Origin of the sequence: Dorea sp. AM13-35 (genome assembly GCF_003473885.1) — a bacterium.
GTDB classification, from domain to species: domain Bacteria; phylum Bacillota; class Clostridia; order Lachnospirales; family Lachnospiraceae; genus Dorea_D; species Dorea_D hominis.
On sequence record NZ_QUCZ01000012.1, the window covers coordinates 21,306 to 43,746 of the forward strand.

A 22,441-nucleotide genomic window follows, 5' to 3' on the forward strand; every position below is an offset into this window, starting at 1 on the left:
ATCTTTTCTGCGCGTTCATGGCATAATCGTCAATTCTCAAATATAAATTCTCTTCTTCGACTCTCATACTGTGATAGCGCTCCACATTCCTGTGACAGTACGCAACATCTTCTGTCTGCGTCCCAGAAATCAGATCCGGAATATCTGACTCCTTCGGCAAATCCCCCTTTCTGAAAGAACAGTCTTCCAAACTATCGTTCTTCCTTACTGATGAAATCCGCACCTCTATCAAGTTCTGTTATTCACATTCTCTATTTTTACATTTTTCTTCGCTGATGTCAACAACTATTATTTTTTTATCAGTGATCGTCAAAATCTGCCACGCAAGAATGGCAGATTTTCCTCGTCGCTATAACATGCAAAAATGTGGCAGCCATAAATGACTGCCACATTCTTATATGCTTTATGATTTTCTTGTCAAATCTTATTCTTCTCCGTACAGAGTGATCAGTTTCTTCAGATAATCATATCTTTCCATAGCCTCAGCCTCGTTCTTAGCGAACAGTCTTGCAGCCTTCTCCGGATTAGCTCTCTTCAGGGCATTGTAACGAACTTCTCCGTCAAGGAATGCCTGATAATCTTCTTCCTTAGGCTCTTTGCTGTCCAGAGTGAACTTATTGCCTTCTGCTGCAGGATTGAATCTGAAGTTGTTCCAGTATCCACATTCTACTGCCAACTGTTCCTCTGTCTGAGCTTTGCTCATACCTTTCTTGATACCATGGTTGATACATGGAGCGTATGCAATGATCAGTGATGGTCCCGGATAAGCCTCAGCCTCTGAAATTGCTTTAACAGTCTGGTTGAAGTCTCCACCCATAGCAATCTGTGCAACGTATACATATCCGTAGCTCATTGCCATGCTTGCAAGGTCTTTCTTCTTAGTTTCTTTTCCGCCTGCTGCGAACTGAGCTGTAGCACCAGTCTTAGTAGCTTTAGAAGACTGTCCACCTGTATTAGAGTAAACTTCTGTATCGAATACCATGACGTTGATGTCTTCACCACTTGCTAACACGTGGTCAACTCCACCGAATCCGATATCGTAAGCCCATCCGTCACCACCGAAGATCCACTGGGATTTCTTAGCAAGGAAGTCTTTGTTTTTAACAATATCTTTGCATGTATCACAGTCACATCCGTCTAATGCTGCAACTAATTTGTCTGTAGCATCTCCGTTTGTAACTCCGCAGTTAAATGTATCCAGGTATTCCTGGCAAGCAGCTTTTGCTGCCTCTGAAGCCTTGTCGCTTGCAGCTACAGCTTCTACTTCTTCTTTCAGTCTCTTTCTGATTGCTTTCTGAGCAAGCAACATACCATATCCAAACTCTGCGTTGTCTTCGAACAGTGAGTTAGACCAAGCCGGTCCCTGTCCTTTCTCGTTGATTGTATATGGTGTAGACGGTGAAGAGTTACCCCAGATAGAAGAACATCCTGTTGCGTTAGCGATGTACATTCTGTCACCGAATAACTGAGTGATCAATTTTGCATAAGGAGTTTCTCCACATCCTGCACAAGCTCCTGAGAACTCAAGCAGTGGCTGTTTGAACTGGCTTCCCTTAACAGTGTTAGCTTTGAATTTAGCTACAACTTCTGGTTTTACTTCGATCTCACGTCCGAAGTCAAATACATCCTGTTCTTTAGCATTCTCTTCCATGTTTGCCATAACAAGAGCTTTCTCACCCTTCTTACCTGGGCAAACGTTTACACAAGATCCACATCCTGTACAGTCATAAGCTGATACAGTCATTGTGAATTTCATTCCAGGCATACCAATCATATCAATTGCTTTTGTTCCTTCCGGAGCCTTTGCAAGTTCATCCTCTGTAAGAGCTACCGGACGGATAACTGCATGCGGACAAACGTATGCACAACGGTTACACTGGATACAGTTCTCTGACTGCCATACCGGGATATCTACTGCGATACCACGTTTCTCATATGCTGCACTACCTGACGGTGTAGAACCATCTGCATAATCTGTAAATGTAGATACCGGCAGGTTATTACCCTCCTGTGCATTTACTTTAGACTGAACATTCTTAACAAATGCTACAACGTCATCTTTTCCACCTTTAACTTCCGGTGTGAATAATCCTTCGTCTTCACAAGATTTCCAAGATTCCGGAACTTCAATCTCAACAACCTGTTTTGCACCGGCATCGATTGCATCGTAATTCATCTGTACAATCTTGTCACCTTTTCTTCCGTACGTAGCTTTTGCTGCTTTCTTCATCAGATCGATTGCTTCTTCTTCCGGAATGATAGATGCCAGTTTGAAGAATGCTGACTGAAGGACTGTATTGATACGTCCGCCAAGTCCGATCTCTTTACCAATCTTGATACCATCAATTGTGTAGAATTTGATATTATGGTCAGCAATGAATGCTTTTACCTGTCCCGGTAAATGTTTCTCAAGACCTTCCATATCCCATGAACAGTTCAGAAGGAATGTTCCTCCGTCAACTAATTCCTGAACCATATTGTATTTATTAACATAAGATGGGTTGTGACATGCTACAAAGTTTGCCTTGTGGATCAGGTAAGTAGATTTGATTGGCTTCTTACCGAAACGCAAGTGAGACATTGTAACACCGCCAGACTTTTTAGAGTCATAATCGAAGTAAGCCTGTGCATACATATCTGTATTGTCACCGATAATCTTAATAGAGTTCTTGTTAGCTCCTACGGTACCGTCAGCTCCAAGTCCCCAGAACTTACAGTTGATTGTTCCTTCCGGTGTTGTAACCAGTGGTGCACCAACTTCAAGAGAAAGATTTGTAACATCATCGTTGATACCGATTGTAAATCTGTCTTTGTCTGCGTTCTCAAATACTGCAACGATCTGTGCAGGTGTTGTATCTTTAGATCCTAATCCGTAACGTCCTCCGTTAACCGGAATTGCATCGAATTTAGATCCTTTTAATGCAGAAACAACATCGAGGTATAATGGCTCTCCCTGTGCTCCTGGCTCTTTTGTTCTGTCAAGTACATTGATGTATTTAACAGTATCCGGAATTGCATCGATGAGTGCCTGTGCGCAGAATGGTCTGTACAGACGTACTTTAACAACTCCGACTTTCTCGCCTGCTGCTGTTAAGTAATCGATTGTCTCTTCAATTGTATCACATACAGAACCCATAGCGATGATAACTTTCTCAGCATCAGCAGCTCCGTAGTAGTTAAACAGTTTGTAATCTGTTCCGATCTTAGCATTAACTTTATCCATGTACTCCTGAACGATTGCCGGCATAGCATCATAATATGGGTTACATGCTTCTCTTGCCTGGAAGAAAATATCCGGGTTCTGAGCAGAACCTCTCTGGCATGGATGATTTGGATTCAGTGCATGATTTCTGAACTCATCGATTGCATCCATATCTACCAGATCTTTCAGATCTTCGTAATCCCATGTCTCAATTTTCTGGATCTCGTGAGAAGTACGGAATCCATCAAAGAAGTTGATGAATGGAAGTTTTCCTTTTAATGCTGCACAGTGTGCAACTGGTGTTAAGTCCATTACTTCCTGTACACTGGATTCGCAAAGCATTGCAGCACCAGTCTGACGACAGGCGTAAACATCTGAGTGATCTCCGAAAATGTTCAGTGCATGACTAGCAAGTGCACGAGCAGATACGTTAAATACACCCGGAAGCTGTTCTCCAGCTACTTTATATAAGTTAGGAATCATCAACAATAATCCCTGAGATGCTGTAAATGTTGTTGTTAAAGCTCCAGCGGAAAGAGATCCGTGTACAGCTCCTGCAGCACCTGCCTCTGACTGCATCTCTGTTACCTGAACAGTCTGTCCAAATATGTTCTTTCTTCCTTCTGTTGCCCATTCATCTACATGTTCTGGCATAACAGATGATGGTGTGATAGGGTAAATTGCAGCAACTTCTGTATATGCATATGATGCATGAGCTGCAGCCTGGTTACCATCCATGGTCTTCATTTTTCTTGCCATTTTTGTTGTTCCTCCTTAAATTTTGTACATATCACTGTATTTTGACGTGTATATTTATTATAGTCCGATTATATTTAAAAGTCTAGTAATTCTCTCTGTTATTTTGTTCCTTTTCCTGTACAACCTGTTCATTTTCCATTCTTTTTTGCCGGATATGCCAGAATATAATCAGTGATGCCGAAACAATTACAAGCGCTCCTGCAAGTACCTGCGATACCGGAATCGATGTGCCCGGAAACAGTAACTGATCTGTTCTGAGTCCCTCGATCCATACGCGTCCCAGCCCATATCCGAACAGATAGACTAAGAATACCTCTCCATTAAACTTTTTGTGTCTGCGGTATAACAGCATGATGAACAGCACCATCAGACACCAGAGTGATTCATACAGAAATGTCGGGTGCACCTGAATGTATGACGTTCCATTTTTGTACTGCATATGTCTGCGCATTAAATCAGTAATATCCGACGGGCGTACTGCATCCGTCGGAAGTTTCATTGCGAATAAGCCATTCGTATATTCTCCGAATGCTTCCCGGTTGAAGAAATTACCCCAGCGTCCGATCATCTGTCCTGCCACCAGTCCCAGGCTGGCAGTATCGAACAGCACCGCCGCCGATAATTTCTTAACTTTTGCAAATACAACAACTGTAATCACAGCTGCAATCACACCACCGTAAATCGCCAGACCGCCTTCCCGGATATTCAGGATGCTTTTCAGATCATTTTTGTACATATTCCAGGAAAATACCACATAATATGCGCGCGCACCAATAATCGCAAATACGACTGCATAAAGTGTCAGATCAAAATAGGTCTCCGAATTCTGTTTCGTCCGTTTCGCTTCGGCTGCTGCGATCAGGATTCCTGCCAGAATCCCCAGACCAATAATTATTCCATAAAAAGCAATATCAAAACCGCCTATAGAAATGTGATTGCCCACATTTTTCAAGTGGATACCAAGATTGGGAAAATCAATGGTTTTATGCATGTTCTGTTTTCTTCCCTTCTTAACTTTTCCTTTTATTATTTCTCTTAAACATTAAATCTGAACAGCATGATGTCTCCATCCTGGACAACGTAATCTTTTCCTTCCAGGCGGATCAGTCCTTTTTCTTTTGCTGCTGTATGGCTTCCGCATTCCATCAGATCATCGTAAGATACAACCTCTGCACGGATAAATCCTCGTTCAAAGTCTGTGTGGATTTTACCTGCTGCCTGCGGTGCTTTTGTTCCTTTTGTAATCGTCCATGCACGGACTTCCGGCTCGCCGGCTGTCAGATAGCTGATCAGTCTGAGCAGTTTGTAGCTGGCTTTGATCAGTTTTTCCAGTCCGGATTCTGTTAATCCGAGATCTTCTAAGAACATCTTCTTCTCATCATCATCCAGCTCTGCAATCTCCTGTTCAATCTGTGCACATACAACAAATACTTCACTTTGCTCTTTTGCTGCGTATTCTCTTACTTCCTGCACGCCCTTGTTATTTGCTCCGTCATCTGCCAGATCATCTTCTGCAACATTTGCTGCATAAATAACCGGTTTGTATGTCAGAAGATTGTAGCTCTTTAACCACTCTTCCTCTTCTTCATCTTCTGCTCCGTCAAATGTCTTCGCAAGACGGTTATCTTCCAGATGTGCTTTGATCTTCTCTAACAGCGCAAGTTCTTTTGCTGCTGTCTTGTCATTTCTTGCAACTTTTGTAGTCTTTGCAATTCTACGCTCCAGGATCTCCAGATCAGAAAAAATCAGTTCCAAATTGATCGTCTCGATATCCCGCAGTGGATCTACACTTCCGTCTACATGTACAATATTGCTATCCTCAAAACATCTGACAACATGTACGATTGCATCTACTTCACGGATATTTGCAAGGAACTGGTTGCCAAGTCCCTCTCCTTTGGATGCTCCCTTAACAAGACCCGCAATATCAACAAATTCGATTGCCGCCGGAATGATCTTCTTTGTATGATACATCTCTCCCAGAACGTTCAGTCTCTCATCCGGCACGGTAACGACGCCGACGTTCGGATCAATCGTGCAGAACGGATAGTTTGCGGACTCTGCTCCTGCTTTTGTTAATGAGTTAAATAATGTACTTTTTCCTACATTTGGAAGTCCTACGATTCCCAGTTTCATAATTTTATATTCTCCTTTTTTATCCTTTGGTTTCAGGATTTTTATTAATCTTTTTCTGCTATCTCATGTTCTTTCAAAATAAAAAGAAACCCTGATATAGCAATTTATAGATTATCACACCAGGGTTTCAAATTCAATGTAAATCCGCTATTTTCCCAGTAATTGTTAATGAAATCACGCATAAAATTTTATTTCCTTTCTCCCTTTAGCAGCCTTTTTCTTACTGCGAATATCTCTGGGCATACTCTTTATTTGTTCCATAACCTTTCTGGCTTCATCGTCCAACTGGGTAGCAGACATTTTCGATATCTCTTTTTGCAATTTTAGCATTTAAGGGATATCATGCTTTGTATCCTGGTATCCCTTCTCTGACACTTTTCTATATTTAGGATACGATTGTATATCCCTTTTCCACAATTTATTATTTAAGGGATATCATACTCTGCGTTCTGATATCCCTACTCGGTAATTCCTGCCATAATAGATACAGCACCCAAGATTTACTTAACATCTTAATCTTGTCCTTTATCCTTGGTCTCCATCAAGATCACGATTCCGTTCATAAAGCTGATCTTCACTTCATCTTCGAGCCACTGGTTGCTCACACACAGACTGTCATATGGACTCAGTGTATGATCGGTGAGCGGATACTTAGCGCCCTCGATATTGAAATGATATACTTCCGCGCCAAGTGGAAATACTGAAAAGAACGGACCATACGCCTCATCTTTTTTAATCACAGTATCTCCGTCGATCAGCCGGATACGATTCTGCGGATCTAGGATCTGCGCCTCCACACCTGCCTGAAATGGAATTGCAAGCGACTGTATATTTGCCCAGAGATGATCGATCCTGCCGCCAGTTGCACCAAGAATAATCATCTCTTTGCACCCCAGTGTCATTGCGAGACGAATTGCGATTTCTGTATCTGAAGCATCCTTCACCGGATTAAATTCACGGATTGGAACATCTGTCTCGTCACGGTAATATGTGGCAATCGTCTGATCCACACTGTCAAAATCCCCTACGATATAGCTCGGCATGATCTGATGATGGTATAAAAATTCCATTCCCCGATCCACACCGATCACACATCCTGCTTCCTCCCTCAAAACAGAAAGTGTAAACTCCTCGTTCAGCTCTCCCCCGCTGACGATAACGATTTTCTTATTCATAATCCTTTAAAATCTCCATAAATTTCTTTGTATTTTCACCCGGATCTCCGCCAAATACAGCTGAACCCGCTACGATAATATTTGCTCCGGCATCCAGCACTTCACGGACATTTGTAAGATAAATACCGCCATCTACCTGAATATCCACCTGAAGTCCCTGTTCATTGATCATGGCACGGATCTTGCGGATCTTATCCAGCGATTCCGGAATGAACTTCTGACCTCCGAATCCCGGATGCACGCTCATTACCAGTAACATATCCACTTTCGGAAGAAGATGTTCGATTGCTTCTGCCGGTGTTTCCGGGCAGATGGATAAGCCGACTTTCATGTTGCAGTCACGAATCTTCTGAATCGTTGCTTCCACATCCTCACATGCTTCCAGATGAATCGTTACGATATCTGCTCCTGATTTTTCAAATTCTTCGATATAGCGGATTGGTTCTTTCACCATCAAATGCGCATCCATCACCTGTCCTGTCACATCATGAATGGATTTTAAAACCGGCATTCCAAAAGAGATACTTGGCACAAACATTCCATCCATTACATCAAAATGAATATATTTTGCCCCATTGTCTTCTGTCAGTTTCATCTGTTCCCCCAGGTTCTTAAAATCTGCCGCCAAAATGGACGGTGCTAAAATGTACTCCATGTCTAATACCTCCTCTTATTCTTCAGTTCCTCATACATTTCTTTATAATCTTCATAACGGACTTCGTGGATCTTCCCGGATTCTACCGCTTCTTTTATTGCACAGCCCGGTTCGTGTATATGATCGCATCCATTATATTTGCATCCACCTTCATAAGGTTCAAATTCCGGAAAATAATATTTCAGTTCTTCTTTTTCAAAATCATTCACATACAGAGAACTAAATCCGGGGGTATCCATAATATAGGATTCCTCATCTATCGGGAACAACTCAGAATGTCTTGTTGTATGTTTTCCACGTTCGATCTTTCGGCTGATGCCTCCGGTCTCCATATTCGCTTCCGGCTGTAAAATATTAATGATCGAAGATTTACCGACTCCTGATGGTCCGGCAATCACTGTTGTCTTTCCCTGTAGTAGTTTACGGATCTCTTCGATATTCTTCTCCTCTTTTGCACTTGCAAAAACACACGGATAACCGCAGTCACGATAAATGCTTTCAATCTCGGCAATCTGTTCTTCGCAGGCAATATCTTCTTTGTTAAAGCACAGAACAACCGGTACACCTTTGCTTTCCATCATTACGAGAAAACGGTCCAGCAGATTATAGTGCGGACTCGGTTTACACACTGCAAATACGACCAGTGCCTGGTCGATATTGGCAACTGCCGGACGTATCAGTTCATTCTGACGTGGCAGGATCCGAATGATATTTCCTAGTTTTTCTTCTTTATCCAGAACTTCCAGTTCAACATTATCACCAACCAGCGGTTTAATCTTGTCTTTTCTGAAAATTCCTTTCGCTTTACATTCATAAACACCGGATTCTACTACGTGAACGTAGTAGAATCCGGCAATTCCTTTTACAATCTTTCCATTCATATTTTCTGCAATCTGTCCTTATCTGCTAGTTATCGCCCTGTTTTCCGTCATTGTTTCCACTGTTGCTTTCCGGTTTTGGTCCAAGGCTTAAGACATAGCGGATGGTTGATCCTTTGGATACTTTTCCGTAAGAAGGAGTCATGGAAATAATCGTTCCTTCTTCATAATTACTACTGTACTCGCTCCGCTGTTTGCTTGCATTCAGTCCATTCTCAGAAGCCCAGCTTAACAGTTCTTCTTCATCACTGCCACTGAAATTCTGGACAGTGATCTTATCCTCCGGTTTCTTTCCTTTGCTGACAACAATATTTACTGTTGATCCGGCATTTACTTTGTTACCGCTGTACGGAGACTGAGACACAACATAGCCTTTTTCCGTCTCATCACTGTACTGGTAAGTAACCGTCCCAACTTTCAGTCCTGCTGACTTGATCGCAGACTGTGCTTCTGAATCCGTCTTGCCTACAAGACTTGGCACAGAAATCTTCTCAGAGCCTTTGCTGACTTTCATTACCACTTCCTGATCTGCGGTTACACTTGTTCCTGCTGCCGGATCCGTTCCGATAACTTCGCCTTCATCATACTGGCTGCTATATACAAACTGGGAAGATCCAACTGTAAGGCCTTTTTCTTCCAGTGTGCGCTGCGCTTCGGATTCATCCATACCGGATACATTCGGTATCTGGATCGTATCTTCTATCTTCTTTGAAGATACAACAATATTAATTCTTGTATTCTTCGCTACTTTTGTTCCGGCTTCTGTCTTCTGCTCGCAGACTTTACCTTTTTCATATTTATCAGATTCTTCATATGTGACATGACATCCAAGTCCTTTTTTGTTCAGCGCTGCTTTTGCATCTTCTTCTGTCATTCCAACAACATTCGGAACTTTTACTTTGCTGTCTGTCTCTTCTGCTGTAACTCCGGAATTAAATCCTTTGAAGATACCGGTAGCTTTGCCGATTGCAAAGACAACAACGAACAGAATAATGATCACGACAACAACCATAAGAATCTTCATAAGCTTACGCATACCTGGATTTACATCTTCGCCGCCTTTTTTCTTGCGGGACTTTTTCCGGTCATATACATCATCGTCATAATCATCGTCTCCGTAACCTTTGCTGCCATAGCCTTTGTCGTCATAATCATCATCGTAGTCTTCATCATCATAATCATCGCCATAGCCTTTGTTGTCATCGTAATTGTCATCGTAATCCTCGTCGTCATAATCATCATCATAACCACTACGGATATCGTCCAGTTCTTCATCCGTGATGATCACGGTATCGGCATTGCCAAGCGGCGGGATCACTACGAAATCTCCATCCGGATCTACCAGTGAACGTTTCAGATCCTGAATCAGCTGTGTTGTATTCGGATAACGGCGTTCTCCGTTTTTCTGTGTACATTTTAAAATAATCTGTTCCAGACTGTACGGAATATCCGGAACCAGTTCTGACGGCGGTGTGATTTCCTGCTGCAGGTGTTTCATTGCAACAGATACGGTCGAATCTCCGTCAAACGGTACCTGACCGGTTGCCATCTCATACAGCGTAATACCAATCGAATAAATATCACTCTTCGCATCACTGAATCCGCCTCTTGCCTGCTCCGGTGATGTATAATGTACTGAGCCCATTGCGTTCGTACTGATCGTATTCGATGTAGTAGCTTTTGCAATTCCGAAATCTGTTACTTTAACTTTGCCGTCTCTGGAAATAATTACATTCTGCGGTTTGATATCGCGGTGAATGATATTTGCCGCATGTGCTGCACCGATACCGGTGCACATCTGTATTGCGATGCTGATAATCTCTTTGTGAGATAATCTGCCCTTTCTTTCAATATACTCTTTCAGCGTGATTCCTTCGACCAGTTCCATAACCATATAATACAGTCCCCGGTCCTCGCCTACATCATAGACATTTACAACGTTCGGGTTCAGAAGTCCCGCTGCGGACTGCGCTTCTGTCCGGAATTTACGGACGAAATTCTCATCTTCCCGATATTCTTTCTTCAATACTTTGATCGCAACATAGCGATTCAGCATCGTATCTTTTCCCTTATATACATCCGCCATTCCACCGGCGCCAATCTTGCTCAGCACCTCATAACGGTTACCCAGAAATATTCCGTCTTTTACCATACGCTCACCTCATCTGCAAGTGGCTCTGCCATAACCACCCCTATATTATCTCTCCCGCCATTACTGTTCGCTTTCTCTATCAGCATATGAACTGCCTCAACAATATCTCTGGCTCCCTTAACGATGTCAAACATGTCCTCATCTTCTACCATGTTGCTGAGTCCGTCTGTACACATCAGAATGATGTCTCCCTTTCTCAGACGATATTCATAAATATCTGCTTCTACATCTTCTTTCACACCGATCGCCCTTGTGATAATATTCTTATCCGGGTGATTCTTGGCTTCTTCTGCTTTGATTCCTCCAAGTCTTACCATCTCTTCTACAAGAGAGTGGTCTTTGGAAATCTGTTTGATCTTATCATTGATCAGATAAAGACGACTGTCTCCTACATTTGAAAAATATAATGTATTACCGATAACAGTAGCAACAACCAGTGTTGTACCCATTCCTTCCAATTTCACATCCGACTGCGCTGCTTTAATAAGCTCATGATTGGCAGTTATTACTATCTCCTTAAGGATCTCTTCCGGCTTCTTAAGCACTGTCTTCTCCAGTTCTTCATGGAGTACTTTTACTGTATATTTAGACGCAAAATCACCGGCTTTATGGCCTCCCATTCCATCTGCGACTACCAGAAGATTCGGGAACGGTCCCACCGGTTTATCTGTTACATATACAAAGTCCTGATTGACTTCTCTTTTTCTACCCACATCGGTCATTGCATATATTTTCATCTAGTTCTCCTTTTTCGCGGTTTTATAACGTCGTCTTAACTGTCCGCAGGCTCCGTCAATATCTGAGCCTCTTTCTCTTCTAATAGTAACATTTATTCCGTTTTTTTCAAGTTTATTTTTGAAATCACGGGCATTTTTGCCATCCGGTTTCTTAAAATCACGTTCCCGGATTGGATTAACCGGAATCAAATTCAGATGACAGTTCCGGTTTTTTAACATCGCTGCCAGCTCCTTCACATCCTCGTCCTGATCGTTGACATCCTTTACAAGACTGTATTCAAATGTAACTCTTCGTCCTGTTTTTTCAAAATAAACGTCACAGGCTTTCAGCACGTCCGTCAGTTCATATTTATTCGCAACCGGCATCAGTTTCTTACGCTTCTCCTGATTAGAACCATGCAGAGAAAGTGCAAGTGTGATCTGCAGTCCTTCTTCGGCAAGCCGCAACATATTCGGGATGATTCCGCAGGTTGATGCCGTAATATTTCTCTGACTGATATGAAGCCCGTGTTCATCACTGATCATATGTACAAACCGTACAAAATTATCATAGTTATCTAACGGTTCGCCACTTCCCATGACTACGATATTCGATACCCGCTCCCCGGTGATCTTCTGTATCGCATAAATCTGTCGTAACATCTCTGATGCTGTAAGATTCCGTTCCAGTCCATCTATTGTCGATGCACAGAAACGACAGCCCATACGGCAGCCTGCCTGCGATGAAATACAGACTGAATTGCCATAGTTGTATTTCATCAGAACACTTTCGATCATATTTCCGTCATCCAGTTCAAACAGAAATTTCTCTGTCGGATCCATTTTGGAAATTTGTCTTTTTACAACCGAAACCTGACGGATCTCATATTCTTCATCCAACTTTTCTCTGAGATTCTTTGGAAGATTGGTCATCTCTTCAAAAGAATCCACCAGTTTTTCGTGCAGCCAGGAATAAATCTGTTTCCCGCGGAAAGACTTTGTACCGATCCGGTTCATTTCCTCTGTTAATTCTTCATAATTATAAGATGCTATATCTTTTTTACTCATGGTTCTCCCTCTGGAACATAGCTATATAAAAGCCGTCTCCAATGTCAATTCCCGGAAGTATCTGCTTCTCTTTTTGCAAATGAAATTCCGGATGTTCTTTTTGAAACCAGGCTGTATTATCTTCATTTTCAGCTTTATGAATGGTACACGTACTGTAAAGAAGCTTTCCACCCGGTTTCACATATTCACATACTACTTTTAAAATCTCTCTTTGTAATTTAACCAGCTCTTCCTGCATCATTGGTGTCATCTTATAACGAAGATCCGGTTTACGGCCAAGAATACCAAGTCCGGAGCAAGGAAGATCCGCAATTACAATATCCGCATTTCCCACGGATTCCGGATCCTTTACCGTCGCATCCTGCACTCTGGCGCAAATGTTCGTAAGACCGCTCCGCTCTATATTTTCCTGCAACAGTTCTACTTTGTATTCCGTCAGATCTCTTGCTTCCACCATGCCCGTTCCATCCAGTTTTTCTGCAAGATGAATGGATTTGCCACCGGGCGCGGCACACACGTCGATGATCACGTCTCCGGCTTTTGGATCTGCCCATTCTGCTACCTGCATGGAGCTTATATCCTGCACATAGAATTCGCCATTCCGGAAAGTCTGTAATTTCTCCAGGTAATCATATCCGGAAATATAAAACACATCCTTCATCTGTGTTTCCGGTTCTACGATAACGCCTTCTGTCTCCAGACGCTTCACAAACTCTGTTGTGTCACCAGCTTTCGGGCTCTTGCGGATAGTTGTCTTTTTATTTTCCAGAAATGCCTTTCCCATCGTCTCTACTGTATCTGCATCGTATACTGCAAGCCACTGTTTTACAAGCCACTCCGGCAGCGAATATACAATCGACAGATAAGCTACCATATCTGTCTTATCCGGTAGCTGTATGTCTTCCCTGTTCCGGCTTATCGTCCTTAAGACGCCATTGACGAAACCTTTCAGATTCACAAATCCTCTTTTCGCTGCAACTTTCACTGCTTCATTGCATACTGCACGATCCGGTACACTATCCATATATCGCATCTGGTAAACACTACTTCGTAGGATCGTACGGATCACCGGTTTCATTTTATTTACTTTTACTTTGGAAAACCGGTTCAGTATTGCATCAATCTCAACCATATGCTCCAGTGTTCCGTTGACGACTCTTGTAATAAAAGCCCTTTCTTTTTTATCCAGATACTGGTACTGATCCAGTACATTTTTTAAGGCAATGTGACTGTACTGCCCGTCTCTTGTGATCATAAGCAGTGTCTCAAGTATGAGTTCACGGCTGCTTACTGATGATGCCATACCTGTCCTCCTACATATCTTGTCCTATACCGATCAGTCTCTTCTAGAATTGGAGATCATGATCAGTCTTAATAACTGTAAAATTGCGGAAGCTGCTCCTGCGACATAAGTCAGGGCTGCTGCCGTCAATACTTTTCTTGTTTCTCTTACTTCATCCGGATATAACATTCCGGTATTGCCAAGAATCTTAAGTGCTCTTCTTGACGCATTAAACTCTACCGGCAGTGTTACAATCTGAAACAATACTGCCATTGAAAATGCAATCACACCAAGATTCAGAAACAGCTGGGATGTCTGGCTGTTCATGATCAGTCCGATGATGATAAGCGGCCAGGCGATCGAACTTCCAAAATTAGCAACCGGTACAAGCGCACTACGGATAGACAGCGGTGCATATCCTCTTGCATGCTGGATCGCATGACCACATTCATGAGCTGCAACTCCGATTGCTGCAACCGATGTCTGCTGGTAAGTTGCATCGGATAAACGAAGTACTTTTGATCTCGGATCATAATGATCCGTCAGATTACCTGCGACATATTCCACTCTTACATCATAAATACCTTCTCTGTGAAGAAGCGCTTCTGCCGCTTCTTTTCCTGTCATTCCCGAGTGACTACGCACGCGGGAATATTTTGAAAAAGTCGAATTCATCTTTGCCGAAGCAAGAAGACAAATAACAACTCCGATCATTACAAGGATATATGTTGGATCATAAAACATTGGATAATACATAGTAATTCCTCCTTAAAATTAAAGAACCGTTCCTGTTTCCATCTGATATCCCCTCAGAAATGCTGCCGCATCCATTCTCTTTTTCCCCGGGATCTGCAGTGCAGTGATTTTCAGAAGTCCGTCTCCTGTCTGTACAAAGAATCCGTCTTTTGCGACTTCTACTACTGTACCGGCAGCCTTACCTGTCTGCCCTTCTGCTACTTCTGCTTCCCAGATCTTCATTCCTTTATCATTCTCATTCCATCTCGTATACGCACTCGGCCATGGATTCAGTCCACGGATCAGTCTCTCAATTTCTTTTGCAGACATCTTCCAGTCAATCTTCCCCATGTGCTTATCGAGCATTTTCGCATAAGCGGTCGGGCTATCACCCTGTTTTTCAGGCGTTACCGTTCCGGCTTTTAATGCATCTAATGTCTCTACGCATAACCGTGCTCCGGCTTCTGCCAGTTTATCATGCAGGCTTCCGCCCGTCTCTTTCTCATCCAGCGGAATCTCTACTTTCAATAACATATCTCCGGTATCCAGCCCTTCATTCATCTGCATGGTCGTTACACCGGATACTTTCTCTCCATTGATCACTGCCCACTGGATTGGTGCAGCACCGCGATAACTCGGAAGCAGCGAAGCGTGCACATTCACGCATCCGTACGGTGTCATTTCCAGTATCTCTTTTGGTAAAATCTGACCAAATGCAATAACCACCATAATATCTGCATTGTATTTTCTTAATTCTTCTATACATTCCGGCTCGCGGATTCTCTTCGGCTGATAGACCGGAATATTGTGGGCAACTGCCACTTCTTTCACCGGTGTATACTGCATCTTGCCGCCGCGTCCCTTTGGTTTATCCGGCTGCGTTACGACAAGTGCCACTTCGTGTCCCGCTTCAATGAGTGCCTCTAATGTTCCTACGGAAAAATCCGGAGTCCCCATAAAAATGACTTTCATTAAACTTCCTCCTCATATGGCTCCACATCGTGAAGTCCGCCTTCCACAAGGTCAACATACATCTTACCATCCAGATGATCGATCTCATGGCAGAAAGCTCTGGCAAGAAGTTCTTCTCCTTCCAGTACGATCTCTTCCATGTCTTCGTTCAGTGCTTTTACTTTGACATAATTCGGTCTTGTCACAAGTCCTGCTTTTCCCGGAACACTTAAGCATCCTTCTTCTCCGGTCTGCTCACCGGAAGTCTCCAGAATCTCCGGATTAATAAGGACGATCGGTCCTTCACCGATATCAATTGTTACGATTCTCTTTAAAATACCGACCTGCGGTGCTGCAAGACCAACTCCCATCGCCTCATACATCGTATCTAACATATCGTTGATCAGAATCTTTGTACGAAGTGTCATCTTCGTTACTTCTTTACATGGTTTTGTCAGGACCTCATCGCCTAACTCACGGATTTTTCTAATTGCCATCTCTCTTCTCTCCTGTTTACATTGTACTCATTGGGTTAAAATCAAATTGAATCCGAAGGCTTCGAAAGCCTGAATTCATCTCTATATACTGTTCCATAAGATCTTTTGCTTCGATCAGGAATTTGTATTCTTCACTTTTAATATAGATAAGCTGTCGGTATCTGTCATTTACTTTTTCAATAAACGGAGCAGTCGGTCCGATAATCGCCAGTTTCTTCTGCCGGTTGAGCCGCTCTGTAAATTCTTTTAAATATCCTGCCGCTTTCTTCAGATGCTCTTCTTCACTTCCACTCATCCAGACTGCAAGAAGCTGATGCACCGGTGGATACCCCATCAGACTCCTGTAGTTGATCTCTTCTTCATAAAAGCCATCATAATCCTGAGCTGCCGCTCTCTGGATACTGTAATGCTCCGGGCTATACGTCTGTATGACAACTTCGCCCCCGGCGGATCCCCTGCCTGCTCTGCCGGCTGCCTGCGTCAACAGCTGGAACGTACGTTCTGCCGACTGATAGTCATTTGAATACAGTGACAGATCCGCTGCCAGCACACCTACCAGCGTCACCTCCGGGAAATCATGTCCTTTGACGATCATCTGTGTACCGATCAGAATATCTGCTTCATGGTTTGCAAATGCAGCCAGGATCTTCTCATGTCCGTCCTTTGATTTTGTTGTGTCCAGATCCATCCGAAGCACGCCAGCCTGCGGAAACATCCTTTTTATCAGTTCCTCGATCTGCTGTGTGCCTGCTTTGAAGCCTCCGATATAACCGGAACCACATTCGGGACACCGGTTCATCTGCTTCGTCTCATAGCCACAGTAATGACAGACCAATTTCCCTCCGCGGTGTGCCGACAGCGACACATCGCAATGAGGACATTTTACTACATATCCGCAGGACCTGCAAGAAACGAATCCCGCATAACCGCGCCGGTTCAAAAACAACATGATCTGCTGATGCTTCTGTAAACGGTCTTCAATCAGTTCTTTTAAACGGTCGCTGATAATGGAACGGTTTCCTTTTTTTAATTCTTCCCGCATATCCACGGTATATACGCTTGCCAGATTCTGTCCCTTCGCTCTTCTGGTAAGTTCCAGCAATGTGTATTCTCCCTGCTTCGCCTTAAAATAAGCATCCACGGAAGGAGTTGCTGAACCGAGCACGACACTCGCTCCTTCCATCGTCGCTCTTGCAACTGCTGTCTCTCTGGCATGATACCTTGGCACCTGCTCACTTTTGTAAGCCGATTCCTGTTCTTCATCAATCACGATCAGTCCCAGATCAGAAAATGGTGTAAACAGTGCCGACCTTGGTCCGATCATCACATCGACTTTTCCACGTCTGATCCTCTCTAACTGATCAAAACGTTCTCCCGGTGACAATCTGGAATTGAGAATAGATACCCTGTCGCCAAATCTTCCATAAAATCGCATTACCGTCTGATAAGTAAGTGCAATCTCCGGAATCAGCACAATCGCCTGTTTTCCCATTTTTACGATCTGTTCGATCATTTCCATATAGACTTCTGTCTTACCACTTCCGGTAATTCCATAAAGGAGATATGTCTTTCGTTTTCCTGCCTGATAATCCTGCACGAAAGTACGGATCGCTCTCTCCTGCTCTTCGGTGTAAACGATCTGCTTTCCAGTCTTTTTCTGATAATCGACCGGATTACGCAGCATATCTTCATATTCAACAGTAAGAATCTTCTGTTCTTCCAGCGTGCGGATCACGGTACCTGTCACATTCAGTTTCTTCGTCAGCAGTTCGTATTCCTGTACCGGCTGATCCAGAAGTCCTGCCAGCAGTCTGGCTCTTGCTTTCTGGTTCTTATGCAGATAAATATCCAGCTGGCGCTTTCCGGCTTCTTCATCTAAAAGCAGGTGCACCGTGCGCTTCTGTCGGATCTTCTCTTTCTTCTTTACAGGAAGAACAGTCTTCAGCGCCTGGATCATAGTTCCGCCGTAATGCTCCTTCATCCATGCCGCCAATGCAACCAGTTTCCCCTCAATTGCCATACTTTCTTCCGCTTTTCCTGTAATCTCCTTGATCTTTGCCGGATCATAATCTGTCTTTTCCGAAAATGCGATAACATAGCCGTGTGTTTCTTTGTTGCCTCTTCCAAACGGAACAACAACTTCTGTTCCAACCTCAAGCATCCCTTCTAACCGGGAAGGGATGCTATATTGAAATACTTTATCTAATTTTTCATGCGTGATGTCTATGATAATATCAGCGTACATCTTGCTCCTTTATTTTTGTTCTTCTAATACTTCACGGATCAGCACACGATCATCCATATCATATTTTACGCCTTTGATCTCCTGATACGTCTCATGTCCCTTTCCGGCAATGATGATGACATCTCCCGGCTGACCATGTTCGATTGCATAACGGATTGCTTCTTTTCTGTCACAGATTGCTATATATTTGCCGTCTGTTTTCTTCATACCTGTAATAATGTCATCGATAATATCCTGTGGCTCTTCAAAACGTGGATTATCCGATGTAATGATTGTGAAATCAGATAATTTACCGGAAACTTCTCCCATCTCGTAGCGTCTTGTCTTGGAACGGTTTCCACCGCAGCCAAATACGGTTACAAGACGTCCCGGATTGTAATCGCGCATCGTATTTAACAAACTTTCCAGACTCATTGCATTGTGCGCATAGTCGATCATCAGTGTAAAATCATCCGCAACTTTGATCATTTCCACACGTCCTTTGACTTTTGCAGCCTTTAATGCCTTCTTAATATCTTCCTCCGGTACTCTGAAATGTCTGCATACTGCAATTGCCGTAAGAGAATTGTATACGCTGAATTCTCCCGGAATGTCTACTTCCACATCCATGTCCAGAAGTCCGGTTACATGATAATGCATGCCAAGGTATCCTGGTCTTGAAACGTGTTTCACATCTACTGCTCTTAAATCTGCTTCCTCTGAAAATCCGAACGTCTCCACGCGGCATGTTGCATTTTTAAATACATCCTTGTACCACTTGTCATCTACATTTGCAATTCCAAGATTACACTGGGTAAATAAAATACCTTTGCAGCGTTTGTAATCTTCAAAATCTTTGTGCTCATTCGGTCCGATGTGGTCTTCTCCAAGGTTAGTGAATATACCAATCTCAAACTGGATTCCTGCGGTACGGTGAAGCATCAATCCCTGTGAAGAAACTTCCATTACAACACTGTCACAACCTGCCTCTACCATCTCTGCAAAATATTTGTGGATTGTAAAGGACTCCGGTGTTGTATTATTCGCCGGAATTGTCTTGTCTCCAATAACTGCCTCAATCGTTCCGATCAGTCCGACATTATGTCCGGCTGCTTCAAGAATAGACTTCACCATATATGTTGTCGTTGTCTTTCCTTTTGTACCGGTAATTCCGATCACATGCAGTTTTTCTGCCGGATATCCAAAATAAGCCGCTGACATCAGTGCCAGCGCATATCTGGTATCATCTACATGGATAACAGTCACTCCTTCCGGTGCTTCTACCGGCTTTTCTACAATCACTGCTTTTGCGCCTTTACCGGCGACTTCTTCTACATAAGTATGTCCATCCGATACAGCTCCGCTAATACATACAAATACACTGCCTTCCGTCACTTTGCGCGAATCGTTGACAAGTTCTGTCACTTCGATCTCATCACTTCCCTGACGGACTTCATATTCCAAACGTTCCAATAAACTGGTTAATTTCATGCGTTGTGCCTCCTGCATCATTTCATTCATTTTTTTCGTAATCCTTATTATAAAACATTTTCCACTACAGTACAAGAACTGCTCCGGGATAATTTTCCTGTCCATCTTCCTGCAAATGTGTTATAATCTTTTGCAGAAACTATATACAAGAAAAGGGGAATCAACTTATGAAAGCTTATGAAAGACTATTAAAGTACGTTGTTGTCCGTACACCTAGTGATGAGAACAGTGACACTGTTCCGTCTTCCACATGTCAGTTTGACCTTGCAAGAATCCTGGAGACAGAGATGAAAGAACTTGGTCTTGTAGATGTTTATCTGGACGACCAATGTTATCTGTATGGAAAACTTCCGGCAACAGCTGGATATGAAGACAAACCGAAGATCGGTTTCATCGCTCATATGGATACCGTATCTGATTTCTGTGACCACGATATCACACCAGTTATCACAGAGAACTATAACGGACAGGATCTTAAACTTGGGGATAGCGGTCTTGTCTTAAGTGTGCAGAACTTTCCACATCTTACAAGCCTGAAAGGACGTACACTGATTACAACAGATGGTACAACCGTTCTCGGTGCCGACGATAAAGCCGGAATCGCCGAGATTCTTACAATGATCGAACATCTGAATGAAGAGAATATTCCTCACGGACCGATCCGTGTTGCATTTACTCCGGATGAAGAGATTGGAACCGGCGCTTCTCATTTCGATGTAGAACGTTTTGATGCAGACTACGGTTACACACTGGACGGAGACACAGAAGGTGAAATCCAGTATGAAAACTTTAACGCATGCAAAGCTGATTTCGTAATCAAAGGATTCAACGTACATCCGGGATCTTCCAAAGATACAATGATCAATGCGAGTCTTGTAGCTATGGAGATCAACAATGCACTTCCTTCTATGGAGACACCAAGAGGAACTGAAGACTACGAAGGCTTCTATCACCTCGTAAGTATGAAAGGTGAAGTCGGAGAAGCAGAGCTTCATTATATTGTCAGAGATCATGACAAATTACTTTTTGAAGCTAAGAAGAAAACACTCCGCCTGATTGAAAAAGATCTGAATGAAAAATGGGGCGAAGGCACTGTTACTCTCACGATCACAGAGCAGTACCGCAACATGGCTGAGATTATTGAGACATGCATGCACCTGATCGACAATGCAAAACAGGCATGTGAGAATGCAGATGTGACACCACTTGTAATGCCAATTCGTGGTGGTACAGACGGATGCCAGTTAAGCTTCAAAGGACTTCCTTGCCCGAACCTTGGTACCGGTGGACATGCATACCATGGACCGTACGAGCACATCACAGTCGAAGGTATGGATCAGACAGTTGACGTAGCTGTTGAAGTTGTAAAATTATACGCGAAATAAATCTATCTGTATTTATATTAAGGGCTATTGCACTAACGTGCGATGGTCCTTTTCTCTTATTCATTGTAATTGCTTTGTCGCCATAAATCGAGCAGATTAACTTCTGCTCGACTTCGTATAAACAAAAAGAACCATCTGTTACGACAGTTCCTTTTTTTAATTTATATAATATTTTCTACAGATCAATATCCGGCAATTCTTCCTTGAAGCCTTCTCCTACAACTTCATTGGATTCCATAATAATGGTAAATGCTTTCGGATCTAATTCATGTACAAGTTTCTTAATTGAATACATCTGCTTGTTGTTGCATGCACACATAACAACATCTTTATTTGCTTTGGAATAACTTCCCATACCTTTTAAGATTGTGGAACCTCTTCCTGAATATGCATCAATCTCTTTTGCAAGCTCTTCTCCACGTTCTGTTACAATCAGTGTCATCTTTCCTTCATCAATACCATACATAATGCGGTCCATTACAGTTGCCATCAGATAAGTAACAATCACACCATAGATCAGTCCGTCTACGTCTTTGAATACGATAACTGTTCCGAGGATGATTGTTGTAATATCAAGTGCAAATGTGATCACGCCCAGTGTCATGTGCGGTTTTACCTGTTTAATAGAAACGCTGATGAAATCCTGTCCGCCTGTGGAAGAACCGCGCATGAAGATCATCGCATAACCGATTCCACAAAGCACACCCATACATAATGCTGCCAGCAGTCTGTTGCCGTTATATACCGGAAGCAGCGGTGCTACATAGTCCATTAAAAGGGACGAAATGATCGTTGTTTTTACTGAAACAAAGAAAAACTTCTTTCCAAGGAATTTATAACATAAAATTGAAACCGGGATATTTAACAAAATTGTACCGGCTCCAACCGGGATACCAAACAGGTGATATAAGATAATCGCAATACCAGAAAATCCTGCTACCGGAAAATTCGCATTTAAAGCAAAATTGTAAATACCGATTGCAATGATCATACCCGCTACAATATCCACCAAAACATCAATCATCAATTCTTTCCAGTTCATTTTTTTCATTTTGATAACCTCCCATCTGAATTTATATCTTTCTTCCATACGTCAAAACGACAAAAAAACAGCTGCAAACTATAAAAATATAAT

At 42.8% G+C, this 22,441-nt stretch carries 17 protein-coding genes and 1 riboswitch; of the genes, 1 reads left to right on the plus strand and 16 read right to left on the minus strand.

What is annotated here, in order from left to right; translation table 11 throughout:
* Positions 1-66 precede the first annotated feature (66 nt).
* Positions 67-236, minus strand: a riboswitch (Lysine riboswitch).
* Positions 237-424: 188 nt separating this feature from the next.
* The 15 genes from nifJ to DW152_RS12310 form a co-directional block, all read right to left on the minus strand.
* Positions 425-3,961, minus strand: coding sequence for a pyruvate:ferredoxin (flavodoxin) oxidoreductase (nifJ, locus tag DW152_RS12240; protein WP_021859912.1), 3,537 nt, complete (start codon positions 3,959-3,961; stop codon positions 425-427).
* Between the two features lie 82 nt (positions 3,962-4,043).
* The gene (gene lgt, locus DW152_RS12245) at positions 4,044-4,952 is read right to left on the minus strand and encodes a prolipoprotein diacylglyceryl transferase (protein ID WP_021859911.1); all 909 of its coding nucleotides are present in this window, start codon (positions 4,950-4,952) and stop codon (positions 4,044-4,046) included.
* Between the two features lie 44 nt (positions 4,953-4,996).
* The gene (gene ychF, locus DW152_RS12250) at positions 4,997-6,097 is read right to left on the minus strand and encodes a redox-regulated ATPase YchF (protein ID WP_118288745.1); all 1,101 of its coding nucleotides are present in this window, start codon (positions 6,095-6,097) and stop codon (positions 4,997-4,999) included.
* A 512-nt stretch (positions 6,098-6,609) separates the two neighbouring features.
* Positions 6,610-7,272: a thiamine diphosphokinase gene (locus DW152_RS12255; protein WP_021859623.1), complete on the minus strand. Its 663-nt coding sequence runs from the start codon at positions 7,270-7,272 to the stop codon at positions 6,610-6,612.
* Complete coding sequence (gene rpe / locus DW152_RS12260) at positions 7,265-7,927, minus strand: ribulose-phosphate 3-epimerase (RefSeq protein ID WP_021859622.1); 663 nt, start codon at positions 7,925-7,927, stop codon at positions 7,265-7,267. The genes DW152_RS12255 and rpe overlap by 8 nt, the downstream gene beginning before the upstream one ends.
* A 2-nt stretch (positions 7,928-7,929) precedes the next feature.
* Complete coding sequence (gene rsgA / locus DW152_RS12265; protein WP_021859621.1) at positions 7,930-8,808, minus strand: ribosome small subunit-dependent GTPase A; 879 nt, start codon at positions 8,806-8,808, stop codon at positions 7,930-7,932.
* Between the two features lie 25 nt (positions 8,809-8,833).
* A complete protein-coding gene (pknB, locus tag DW152_RS12270) occupies positions 8,834-10,957 on the minus strand; it encodes a Stk1 family PASTA domain-containing Ser/Thr kinase (RefSeq protein ID WP_117538225.1) in 2,124 nt (707 codons plus the stop codon).
* Positions 10,951-11,694: a Stp1/IreP family PP2C-type Ser/Thr phosphatase gene (locus DW152_RS12275; protein WP_021859619.1), complete on the minus strand. Its 744-nt coding sequence runs from the start codon at positions 11,692-11,694 to the stop codon at positions 10,951-10,953. Before DW152_RS12275 ends, pknB begins: the two co-directional genes overlap by 7 nt.
* Entirely contained in the window at positions 11,695-12,741 is a 1,047-nt protein-coding gene (rlmN, locus tag DW152_RS12280) for a 23S rRNA (adenine(2503)-C(2))-methyltransferase RlmN (protein WP_021859618.1), read from the minus strand.
* A complete protein-coding gene (rsmB, locus tag DW152_RS12285; RefSeq protein WP_117538224.1) occupies positions 12,734-14,044 on the minus strand; it encodes a 16S rRNA (cytosine(967)-C(5))-methyltransferase RsmB in 1,311 nt (436 codons plus the stop codon). The genes rlmN and rsmB overlap by 8 nt, the downstream gene beginning before the upstream one ends.
* 33 nt (positions 14,045-14,077) lie before the next feature.
* Positions 14,078-14,779: a zinc metallopeptidase gene (locus DW152_RS12290; RefSeq protein WP_117538223.1), complete on the minus strand. Its 702-nt coding sequence runs from the start codon at positions 14,777-14,779 to the stop codon at positions 14,078-14,080.
* Positions 14,780-14,797: 18 nt separating this feature from the next.
* Positions 14,798-15,730, minus strand: coding sequence for a methionyl-tRNA formyltransferase (gene fmt / locus DW152_RS12295; RefSeq protein ID WP_117538222.1), 933 nt, complete (start codon positions 15,728-15,730; stop codon positions 14,798-14,800).
* Positions 15,730-16,206, minus strand: coding sequence for a peptide deformylase (gene def / locus DW152_RS12300; RefSeq protein ID WP_021859614.1), 477 nt, complete (start codon positions 16,204-16,206; stop codon positions 15,730-15,732). The genes fmt and def overlap by 1 nt, the downstream gene beginning before the upstream one ends.
* Positions 16,207-16,222: 16 nt before the next feature.
* Positions 16,223-18,451 carry a replication restart helicase PriA gene (gene priA, locus DW152_RS12305; protein ID WP_117538221.1) on the minus strand — a complete coding sequence of 743 codons (2,229 nt, stop codon included), beginning with the start codon at positions 18,449-18,451 and terminating at the stop codon, positions 16,223-16,225.
* 9 nt (positions 18,452-18,460) lie between these two features.
* Complete coding sequence (locus tag DW152_RS12310; protein WP_021859612.1) at positions 18,461-19,921, minus strand: UDP-N-acetylmuramoyl-L-alanyl-D-glutamate--2,6-diaminopimelate ligase; 1,461 nt, start codon at positions 19,919-19,921, stop codon at positions 18,461-18,463.
* A 167-nt stretch (positions 19,922-20,088) separates the two neighbouring features.
* Between DW152_RS12310 and pepT the strand changes: the two genes are divergently transcribed.
* Complete coding sequence (gene pepT, locus DW152_RS12315; protein ID WP_117538220.1) at positions 20,089-21,306, plus strand: peptidase T; 1,218 nt, start codon at positions 20,089-20,091, stop codon at positions 21,304-21,306.
* A gap of 175 nt (positions 21,307-21,481) precedes the next feature.
* Here the strand turns inward: pepT and DW152_RS12320 are convergent, their stop codons facing one another.
* Positions 21,482-22,357 carry a YitT family protein gene (locus tag DW152_RS12320; protein WP_117538219.1) on the minus strand — a complete coding sequence of 292 codons (876 nt, stop codon included), beginning with the start codon at positions 22,355-22,357 and terminating at the stop codon, positions 21,482-21,484.
* Between the last annotated feature and the right edge of the window lie 84 nt (positions 22,358-22,441).

Bases quoted from the DNA above. Each gene is read 5' to 3' on its own strand.
- nifJ (WP_021859912.1), bottom strand. From the start codon at position 3,961: ATGGCAAGAAAAATGAAGACCATGGATGGTAACCAGGCTGCAGCTCAT.
- lgt (WP_021859911.1), bottom strand. From the start codon at position 4,952: ATGCATAAAACCATTGATTTTCCCAATCTTGGTATCCACTTGAAAAAT.
- ychF (WP_118288745.1), bottom strand. From the start codon at position 6,097: ATGAAACTGGGAATCGTAGGACTTCCAAATGTAGGAAAAAGTACATTA.
- DW152_RS12255 (WP_021859623.1), bottom strand. From the start codon at position 7,272: ATGAATAAGAAAATCGTTATCGTCAGCGGGGGAGAGCTGAACGAGGAG.
- rpe (WP_021859622.1), bottom strand. From the start codon at position 7,927: ATGGAGTACATTTTAGCACCGTCCATTTTGGCGGCAGATTTTAAGAAC.
- rsgA (WP_021859621.1), bottom strand. From the start codon at position 8,808: ATGAATGGAAAGATTGTAAAAGGAATTGCCGGATTCTACTACGTTCAC.
- pknB (WP_117538225.1), bottom strand. From the start codon at position 10,957: ATGGTAAAAGACGGAATATTTCTGGGTAACCGTTATGAGGTGCTGAGC.
- DW152_RS12275 (WP_021859619.1), bottom strand. From the start codon at position 11,694: ATGAAAATATATGCAATGACCGATGTGGGTAGAAAAAGAGAAGTCAAT.
- rlmN (WP_021859618.1), bottom strand. From the start codon at position 12,741: ATGAGTAAAAAAGATATAGCATCTTATAATTATGAAGAATTAACAGAG.
- rsmB (WP_117538224.1), bottom strand. From the start codon at position 14,044: ATGGCATCATCAGTAAGCAGCCGTGAACTCATACTTGAGACACTGCTT.
- DW152_RS12290 (WP_117538223.1), bottom strand. From the start codon at position 14,779: ATGTATTATCCAATGTTTTATGATCCAACATATATCCTTGTAATGATC.
- fmt (WP_117538222.1), bottom strand. From the start codon at position 15,730: ATGAAAGTCATTTTTATGGGGACTCCGGATTTTTCCGTAGGAACATTA.
- def (WP_021859614.1), bottom strand. From the start codon at position 16,206: ATGGCAATTAGAAAAATCCGTGAGTTAGGCGATGAGGTCCTGACAAAA.
- priA (WP_117538221.1), bottom strand. From the start codon at position 18,451: ATGTACGCTGATATTATCATAGACATCACGCATGAAAAATTAGATAAA.
- DW152_RS12310 (WP_021859612.1), bottom strand. From the start codon at position 19,921: ATGAAATTAACCAGTTTATTGGAACGTTTGGAATATGAAGTCCGTCAG.
- pepT (WP_117538220.1), top strand. From the start codon at position 20,089: ATGAAAGCTTATGAAAGACTATTAAAGTACGTTGTTGTCCGTACACCT.
- DW152_RS12320 (WP_117538219.1), bottom strand. From the start codon at position 22,357: ATGAAAAAAATGAACTGGAAAGAATTGATGATTGATGTTTTGGTGGAT.